Origin of the sequence: Siminovitchia fortis (genome assembly GCF_007681465.1) — a bacterium.
GTDB classification, from domain to species: Bacteria; Bacillota; Bacilli; order Bacillales; family Bacillaceae_C; genus Siminovitchia; species Siminovitchia fortis.
Map to the genome: position 1 here is coordinate 1 of NZ_VEKZ01000186.1, position 341 is coordinate 341.

General features: G+C 33.7%; 1 protein-coding gene. It reads right to left on the bottom strand.

What is annotated here, in order from left to right; genetic code table 11:
* Positions 1 to 105: 105 nt before the first annotated feature.
* A partial coding sequence (locus FS666_RS19515) for a cysteine-rich CWC family protein (protein ID WP_244943984.1) occupies positions 106 to 341 on the bottom strand: 236 nt, incomplete at its 5' end.

Sequence of the window (341 nt, forward strand, 5' to 3'; positions counted from 1 at the left end):
AAAAACAAGATTAACAAAATGTTTTTGGTCTCTTTTTTTCATTCTAAGTGTCAAAGTCGGGAGGATTGGATAGAAGGGAATGTAATTTAATTACCTGTAATTAAATTATGTAAACCAAGAGTTGCTCTGTTTGAATTTATCTAAGCAATCTTTGCAAATGCATGTTTGATATAAATGCTCACGAGGCACTTTATGAAATATCCCTTTCGGAAATGATTCCTGGCTGCACCAGCAAATTCCTAGTTTTTTATCGAGGGAGCAGCAACAGTTATTATCGTTACCGCATATAGGGCATTTTTTACCTCTATTTTTCAAAGCTTTCACCACCAGTATTAGTTTTT